This window comes from bacterium, from assembly GCA_024224155.1.
Taxonomy (GTDB): domain Bacteria; phylum Acidobacteriota; class Thermoanaerobaculia; order Multivoradales; family JAHEKO01; genus CALZIK01.
The window spans coordinates 1-8,030 of sequence record JAAENP010000472.1; the positions used below are offsets into that span (position 1 = coordinate 1).

The 8,030-nt window shown below is 62.5% G+C and carries 7 protein-coding genes; 5 read left to right on the forward strand and 2 right to left on the reverse strand.

Annotated elements, in window-relative coordinates:
- Together GY769_22905 and GY769_22910 are read left to right on the forward strand one after the other, a co-directional pair.
- The coding region (locus tag GY769_22905) for a class I SAM-dependent methyltransferase (GenBank protein MCP4204768.1) at positions 1 to 798 on the forward strand (798 nt) is incomplete at its 5' end.
- 35 nt (positions 799 to 833) lie between these two features.
- On the forward strand, positions 834 to 1,904 hold the full coding sequence (locus tag GY769_22910; protein ID MCP4204769.1) for a mechanosensitive ion channel family protein: 1,071 nt from the start codon (positions 834 to 836) through the stop codon (positions 1,902 to 1,904).
- 4 nt (positions 1,905 to 1,908) lie between these two features.
- On the opposite strand, the gene GY769_22915 is transcribed toward GY769_22910, so the two are convergent.
- The gene (locus tag GY769_22915) at positions 1,909 to 2,613 is read right to left on the reverse strand and encodes an FKBP-type peptidyl-prolyl cis-trans isomerase (protein ID MCP4204770.1); all 705 of its coding nucleotides are present in this window, start codon (positions 2,611 to 2,613) and stop codon (positions 1,909 to 1,911) included.
- 43 nt (positions 2,614 to 2,656) lie between these two features.
- Positions 2,657 to 5,185 carry a VWA domain-containing protein gene (locus GY769_22920; protein ID MCP4204771.1) on the reverse strand — a complete coding sequence of 843 codons (2,529 nt, stop codon included), beginning with the start codon at positions 5,183 to 5,185 and terminating at the stop codon, positions 2,657 to 2,659.
- A gap of 92 nt (positions 5,186 to 5,277) precedes the next feature.
- On the opposite strand from GY769_22920, the gene GY769_22925 reads away from it, so the two are divergent.
- The 3 genes from GY769_22925 to GY769_22935 all read left to right on the forward strand — a co-directional run.
- A complete protein-coding gene (locus GY769_22925; GenBank protein MCP4204772.1) occupies positions 5,278 to 6,933 on the forward strand; it encodes a SpoIIE family protein phosphatase in 1,656 nt (551 codons plus the stop codon).
- 281 nt (positions 6,934 to 7,214) lie between these two features.
- On the forward strand, positions 7,215 to 7,508 hold the full coding sequence (locus GY769_22930) for an HU family DNA-binding protein (protein ID MCP4204773.1): 294 nt from the start codon (positions 7,215 to 7,217) through the stop codon (positions 7,506 to 7,508).
- Positions 7,509 to 7,587: 79 nt separating this feature from the next.
- A partial coding sequence (locus GY769_22935) for a hypothetical protein (GenBank protein ID MCP4204774.1) occupies positions 7,588 to 8,030 on the forward strand: 443 nt, incomplete at its 3' end.

An 8,030-nucleotide genomic window follows, 5' to 3' on the forward strand; every position in this document is an offset into this window, starting at 1 on the left:
CGCGGCGGCAAACCGACTCTTGCCGACGGGGCCGATTGGCATGTGCTCTATGAGCAAGCCGTCCAGTCGCCCGACGCGGATATAGAGTTCTTTCTGGCCAGGTTCCGCCAACACCGAGATCGCGACCCGCTCACCTTGCGCGAGGACTTCTGCGGCACCGCGTACCTGGCGGCAAGCTGGCTCGAGGGTGGCGACGACCGCCGAGCCCTCGGGATCGATCTCGATCGGCCGACCCTGAATTGGGGCCGCGAGCGTCACTTCTCGGACCCTCGAGTCGGAAACCGGATGTCGTTCCTGTGCCGGGACGTATGCTCCGTCACAAAACCCAAAGTCGAGCTCGCCTGCGCGCTCAATTTCAGTTTCTGCGTCTTCAAAACCCGCACCGAGCTGCTCGGGTATTTCGCCACGGTACATGCCGGCCTTGAAGACGACGGCCTGTTCGTGACCGAGCTCTATGGCGGCACCGAGGCCATCATCGAGATCGAGGACGAGCGCGACGTTGGCGACTTCACCTTTGTCTGGGAGCAGGAGAAGTTCAACCCGATCACCAACGAAGTGCTCTGCCATATTGACTTTCGGTTTCGAGACGGCTCGGTGATGGAGCGCGCGTTCACCTACGACTGGCGACTGTGGACCTTGCCGGAGGTCCGGGAGCTGCTTCTGGAGGCCGGCTTCTCACGAGTCGACGTCTACTGGGAAGAAACCGACGAAGACGGAGACGGTACCGGCATCCATCACCTGGCCGTCGAAGAAGAGAACCAGGAGAGCTGGTTGGTTTACATTGCCGCAGTGAAATAGGGAGTCGGGCGATACTATCTGGAGTCCTTCGCACTATGAAAGAAATCCTGGACAATCTGCTGCCCGCGGTTCGAGACAACGTCTGGCTCCAGGCGGCCACCATCATCGTCTTGGCCGTGATCGCCGCCAAGGTCGTCGACTTCCTGATCACGCGAATCATCGCCGTTTGGGCGAAGAAATCCGAGACCGACTTGGACGATCGACTGATCGCTATCCTGCATCGGCCGATCTTCCTCAGTGTCGTGCTGGTCGGGATCTGGTTGGCGACAGTGCGATTGCCGATTGCCGACAGCTATTTCGAGTTCATCCTCAGGATCCTGAAGACCATCGGGGTTTTGATGTGGGCGGTCTTCGCAACTCGGGCCGTGGCCATCCTGCTCGAGGCGGTAAGCCGTCTCGAGGGCCGGGCGGCGTTCATCGAGTCCCGAACCGTAGCGCTGTTCGACAACGTCGCCAAGGTCATCCTGATCGGCGGCGCGGTCTATTTCCTGCTGCTCTCGTGGGGAATCGACGTCGGCGGTTGGATGGTCTCGGCGGGCGTGCTCGGCCTCGTCCTCGGCCTGGCCGCAAAGGACACGCTTTCGAATCTGTTCTCCGGGCTCTTCATCCTCGCCGACGCGCCCTACGAGGAGGGCGATTTCGTCAATCTGGACTCGGGCGAGCGCGGACAGGTGACCAAGATCGGCCTGCGCAGCACCCGGCTTCTGACCCGCGACGACATCGAGATCACCGTGCCCAACTCGGTGATCGCCAACGCCAAGATCATCAACGAGACCGGCGGCCCCTGGGAAAAAGAGCGAGTCCGGGTACGGGTCGGGGCCGGATACGGTTGCGACGTCGCCCACGTGCGCTCGGTCCTGGACCGAATCGCCGCCGAGAACCAGTACGTCGCCGAGCACCCAGAGCCCCGAGTAAGGCTCAGGGCTCTGGGTGATTCCGCGCTCGAGTTCGAGCTGCTGTGCTGGATCGACGAACCGGTTCTGCGCGGCCGCACGCTGGATGCGCTGTACGAAACGGTCTACAACCGATTCCGAGAAGAGGGTATCGAGATCCCGTTCCCGAAGCGCGACGTCTACCTGCACAATTCGGCGCCGACCGCCGAGTGACGATCTATCCGTCCGAGGCTGCCGGTACGATGCCGAGAAGCTCGACGTCGAAAACCAGGGTCGAGTTCGGCCCGATCTGCGGCGGCCGCCCCTGCTCTCCGTAGGCGAGGGCGGAAGGAATCCACAATCGCCACTTGGAGCCGACCTTCATCAAGGGAAGCGCTTCGATCCAGCCCGGGATCACACCCCCGAGCTGGAACTCGACCGGCTCGCCACGATCGTAGGAGCTGTCAAAGACGTTGCCGTCGACGAGGCGGCCCTCGTAGTGGACGCGAACCTGGTCCGCGGCCGCAGGGCTTCCACCCTCGCCCTCGGTCAGCACCTTGTACTGCAGACCCGAAGCGGTCGTGGTGACATTGTCCGCGCCGGCGTTCGAAGCCAGCAGAGCCTCACCGGCAGCCCGATTCTCTTCGGCCATGGCTGCGAACTTCGCCTGCTGCTCCTGTTGCACCTTGGTCTGGAGTGCCTGCATCGTCTCGTTCATCTCTTGATCGCTGAGCAGGGTCTCACCTCCGCCAACAGCGTCGCGAACACCTCGGGACAGCAGATCCACGTTGACGCTCACTCCCTGGGCAACCAGACTGCGTCCCAGGTTCAGGCCGATGGCGTAGCTGGCTCGATCTTCGAGCGACTCCGGCTTCTCCGCCTGAGCGAATGCCAGGCCTGCACCGCTCACGGCGAGCAAACAGAATACGGTCAGCGATTTCATGATTCCTCCGAAGTTTGAGTTGTGCGCCGGAAGCGGCGCGGGCCTATCGCGGAACGTATCCCCGCAAGGCCCTGACTTCGGCTCCCGGGCTCGCGACTCGTACCTCGACGGTACGAAACGCCTTATCTTCGCTGGGTGCCGGTTGATATGCCAGAAAATACTTGGATCTGAGGTCCTTTTGAATCGTGCCGTAGATCGCGTCGAGCTCGTCCACCGAGTCGATCAGAAACGCCCGGCCACCGGTTTCTTCGGCCAGACGAACCAGCTCCGCCTTGCCCCGACGTGACATGCCCTTCTCTACCCCCACGGTATAGACCGTAACACCGCTGTTGAGGGCAAACGCTCTCGCCTCATCGAAGGTGGCCTTGCTGCGGCGATCCTCACCGTCTGACAGAACCAGCAGGGCGCGCTGGCCCTTGAGGCCGCGGAAGTTGTAAAGGGCAAAGAGAATGCTGTCGTAGAGGGCAGTTCCCTGCCCGGCTTTGATCCCGGCCAGGGCTCCGGTGAGCTGGAAGAGATCGCTGGTGAAGCCGGCCGCGAGGCGCGGCCGATCCGCGAACGTAATCACAGACGCCCGATCCTGTGACCGAATCGCCTCCTCGAAAAAGCGAACCGCGGCATCGCGCACCTGAGTCATCCGCTCGGCCATCGACGCCGAGGTGTCGATCAACAGACCGGCGTAGATCGGCAGGTCCTCGAGATGCTCGAAGCGCAGGATCTCCTGCTCCTCGCCGTTATCCAGAACGCGAAATTGGTCGCGCTCGAGATCGGCGAGCGGCCGACCGCGGCCGTCGAGCACCGAGGCGAATACCTCGACCATGCGTACGTCGATGTTTTCCAGATAGTCCGCGCCATTCAGAACCGCCAGGTCTTCGGTCGAATTGCCGTCGTCCAGAAACGCCACTGCCCGCACGACCACGAGATCCTCATGGGGCAACGGGATCGTGGTCTTGAACGGCTCTTGAAAAAGCGTCGCGATCTTCTGATCGCCTCTGTGAAACTCGACCCGCTCAAGAACGCTGCCCTGGGGGGTCTGCACCTGGACTCGAGCCTCGACCGAGCCTGTGTGTCGAGACCCCCACCGCGGCTCGATCAGGCTGACACCAAACGAGTACTCGCCGGGATTGAGCAAAAGCTCGTCCGCGGCGATCTCGCGCCCCGCCGCGTCCAACACCACGGCGCGCACCGACATCGTCTCGGGGAGCGAGCCTAGGTCCAGCTCGACGCTGTAGGGAGGCCGGGTTTTGGTCAGGACCGGTCGATCCTCCAGAAAAAACCTGACCTTGGCGATCTCGGTACCCTCGACGCTTGCCGAGAACCGGGCGTAACCGCGCTGTAGGTCCTTGCCCTCGGCCACCAGGACAATGGAAGCTTCGTGGACCCGCTCCTCGCCTTCGTCGGCGCCCTCGCCGGCGCTCGCCCCGGCTGCAACGACCAGCCCCTCCGATCGCAAGACCGGCACGTCCAGCTGCCGTTCGATGCGGCCTACGGCTCCGCCGTGCAGATCCTCGATTTTGAGGATCAGCCGGTAACTACCGGGGCGCAGCCAGCGCTCGAACAACAGCGGCAGCTGCCCATCGACGAGCTCGACCTCGGGCACGTCGAACAGATACTTGAACGAATCGAAAAGCTCGTCCTCGCGGAGAACCTCTCCGATCAGCGAGAAGTTGTAGCTCCGACGCCCTGCGAGTTCGACCACCTGTGCGGTCTCCCCGGGCACCCGGACCGATCCACGCACGATCACTCGCTGCTGGTGCAATCCGGGAAAATCCAGGAATAGCTCGGCCTCGAGCGGTTTGCTCTCCGAATCGGCGTCGGTCGAAAACGCCCGGAAGGTCGCCAGCCATTCGGGATCCGAGTTCGACGCGCTGGTGGCAGACCTGATCGTCGCCTCGCCGGTCTGCTCGAAGCTTCGGAGTGTCACCAGCAGGCGCTCGACCTCTTCGGCCGAGCCAATGCATTTTTCGCGTACCAACTCGCCGAAGCTCATGGTGGTTACCGCCTGCACCAGAACATCGTAGCCATCGTTCGGATGCCACAACCGGTAGGTTCCCGACCAGCCGCGCTCATGGAAGACCAGGGTGAGCGAACCCCGGGTGTTTTCGCTGTAGCTGTAGCGCCATATCTGGAGCGGCCACAAAATCAGTCCACAGTCCGTATCCTCGACACTCGTTGGTTCCCCGTTCAGCACGAAAACTTCGGCGCGTTCATCACCGATCTTGTAGCGCTCGCGGGCCTCCTCGAGTCGCTCCAGATACTGGCCCTTGAACCTGTTGTCTGGAGTCTCAGGATCGGGATCCCGCGACTTCCAGAACCTCTGGATGAAGGCATCCCGCTGATAGTCCTTCTCGAGTGCCAGAAAAGCCTTCCGTTCTTTTTGCAGCAGAATCAGCTCAACGTCCTCGAGCCACCTCTGATAGCGCTCTTTGAGATCGGTTTTCTTCGAGCGGGCCTGACTCGGAGCGGACGCGAGCATCACGGCCGCCAGAATCACCGCCAGCGCGCAGATCGCAGACGATCTGCCGGATCTCGAACCGGCCCAAATCTTGCGAACCCAAAGGTCTCCGGACATCCACATTCAGGCTTGCCAGTTTCGTGCCATGCAGGCCCAACTCGGCACCGGCGGCGGTGAGGCCCGCAAAGACCGCCTGCTAGACTCCGCTCATGCTTCTCTTGCGGGTTCAAACACCCGACGGAGAGACACTCGAACACCGTGCCGACGACGGCGAAGTAAAGGTCGGCCGTTCGTCGAGTGCCCATCTATCGCTCTCCGACCGTTTTCTCTCCCGCCTGCATGCGCGTTTCTTTGTGCGTGACGGCGATTGGTGGCTCGAGGACCTCGGCTCGCGAAACGGCACCCACCTCAACGACTTGCGACTGGAAGAGGCCACCAAGGTCAAGACGGGCGACACGGTGCGAGTCTCCGGCTGTGTTCTGAAGGTGCGCCTGGGGGACGACGTCGCTCAGAATAGCGGCTCGACCGGCTGGGGAGCCACGATTTTTCGGGCCGCTTCGGATCTGCTGCAGAGCGACGCGGTCGAGTCGGTCGAGGACTCGCCCGACGCCCTGCGCGGCTACGCCGAGCGGCTCAGGGTGCTGAACGAGGTCCATCATGCTCTCAGCCGATCGATCTCCCTGAGCGAGCTGCTCGAGCTGATCCTGGCCAGGGCCTTCGAGCACGTCGGCTGTGAAGAAGGCGCCGTGTTTCTTCGTCAGGCCGACGGCAGCTACGAGCGCGCGGCGACTCGCACTACCGACACCGAAAGCGACGCCTACCTTTATTCCGAGACTCTCCTGAGGGAAGTCGGCGACAAAGGGCTCGCTGCTCTGGTGCTGGACGCCGGAACCGACGAGCGATTTCGAGAAGCCCAGAGCATCATGACCTCGGGCGTCCGCAGTCTCGTCGCCGCGCCGTTGATGGACCCCGACGGCTCGCTCGGCTTGATCGTGCTCAACTCGCGGCTCCACATGCGTCAGTTCACCGAGGACGACATGTCGCTGCTGACCTCGCTGGCTTCGGTGGCCGCGCTGCGGATTCGCAACGTCGCTCTCGCCCTGGAGGCCGCCGAGCGCCAACGCCTGGAAGAAGAGCTCGAGCTCGCTCGGAGCATTCAGGTGGCACTGCTGCCGGCGTCGCTGCCCGACATCGACGGTTACGAGCTCTGGGGGCGGAACCTCCCTTCTCGCGGTGTCTCCGGCGACTTCTACGAGATCGTTGCCCGCGACGGAGACTACTTCCTGCTCATCGCGGACGTCTCGGGTAAGGGCATAGCGGCGTCTCTGCTCACCGCTTCCTTCGAAGCTCTCGCCGCGGGTCCGATCGAGGAGGGCCGAAGTCCGGGACAAGTGACCGCCGGAGTCTCCAAGCGGCTATTCGAGCGCACACCGCTCGCCAAGTATGCAACCGCGTGGCTCGGAACACTCGAGCCCGAGACGGGCCGGGTTTGTTACACGAATGCCGGTCATAATCCCGCTCTACACGTGCGCGCCTCGGGCGCGGTAAAACCTCTCGGACCCACCGGCGTTCCCGTCGGACTCGTGCAAGGCTCCGAGTACGAGGAGGCGGAGATCCACCTCGAGCCCGAGGATCTCCTTCTCCTCTACACCGACGGAATCACCGAATCCGAGAATCCGGACGGCGAGGAGTACGGGCTCGAACGGCTGATCGACTTCTGCGCGGGCCACCGAGAAGACAGTCCCGAGGAGTTCGCCCAACAGTTGACGAGATCCCTCGACGAGTTTTCGCGTGGTGAACCCGCCGGAGACGATCGGACCGTGGTCTTCGTCCGCAGGCGAACGGCCCTCGGTAACTCACGATAGAACAAGTAGATACCGCTCCGAGCGTCCGGCACACTCGAATACGGCAGTAAACACAACAGAAATCGGCTTCCGCAGAGGGTTGTCCCGTGCTACGATCCCCGGGTTCGATAGCCAATCTGTGCATTCGGGCCCTCGATTCGACACCAACAAAATGTCAACAGAAACCGGAGTCGAACTCTAGGAATCAGTATTCGTTTGGATTAGGGTAATCCTATTCATCAGAAAACCTGGAGGCTCCTCCCGGCGGAGAGCTTCCAACACCGATGACGGAAGGAGTTTGAATGAACAAAACGGAAATGGCCGAAAAGCTCGCGAAGAAGTGCGACATCTCACAGTCCAAGGCTCTGGAGTGTGTCAACGCGATCTTCGAGACCAAGCCCGGCCACGGGATCATCGCGACCGAGCTGGATGGCGGTCGCAAAGTGCAGATCGCCGGCTTCGGCAGTTTCGACACCAAGCATCGCTCGGCGCGCCAGGGTCGCAATCCCGCCACCGGCCAGACGATCACCATCGCGGCCAAGAAGTACGCGACGTTCAAGGCCGCCAAGGGCCTCAAGGACAGAGTCGCCGACTGAGACCGTCTTCGATAACGGATAGGAGAAGGCCCCGGCGCTGATCGCGACCGGGGCTTTCTTCTATTCTGACCCGCGTTTGGTGCCGTTTCCCTACTACAAGCGTCTCAGTCCCGCCCAAAAGGCCATCTACCGCGCCAGCGACCGGGTGAGCGAGATTCCATTGCCTCGGCCCGGCCGGCTCCGGGCCTCGGTCTCCGAGATCGCCGACAGCCTGGCCGCGGAGCGCCGAGCGGAGCTCAATCGCGCCTGCCAGCAGCTGTCCGACGACCTGCTCGCCCAACTCGATGTCGAGGCGCTGACCGTCAAGGTCCTGAGCGCAAGGCCCAGCGACGACTGGGGCGAGCTTCAGGGGTTGTACGAGCCCGCCGAGGACGGTGCCGAAGCGAGGATCAGCGTTTGGATGCGAACCGCTCAGAAGCGAAACGTCGTCGCCTTCAAGACGTTCCTACGGACGCTGCTCCACGAGCTCGGCCATCATCTGGACTACGAGCTTCTCGAGCTCGAAGACAGCCTCCATACCGA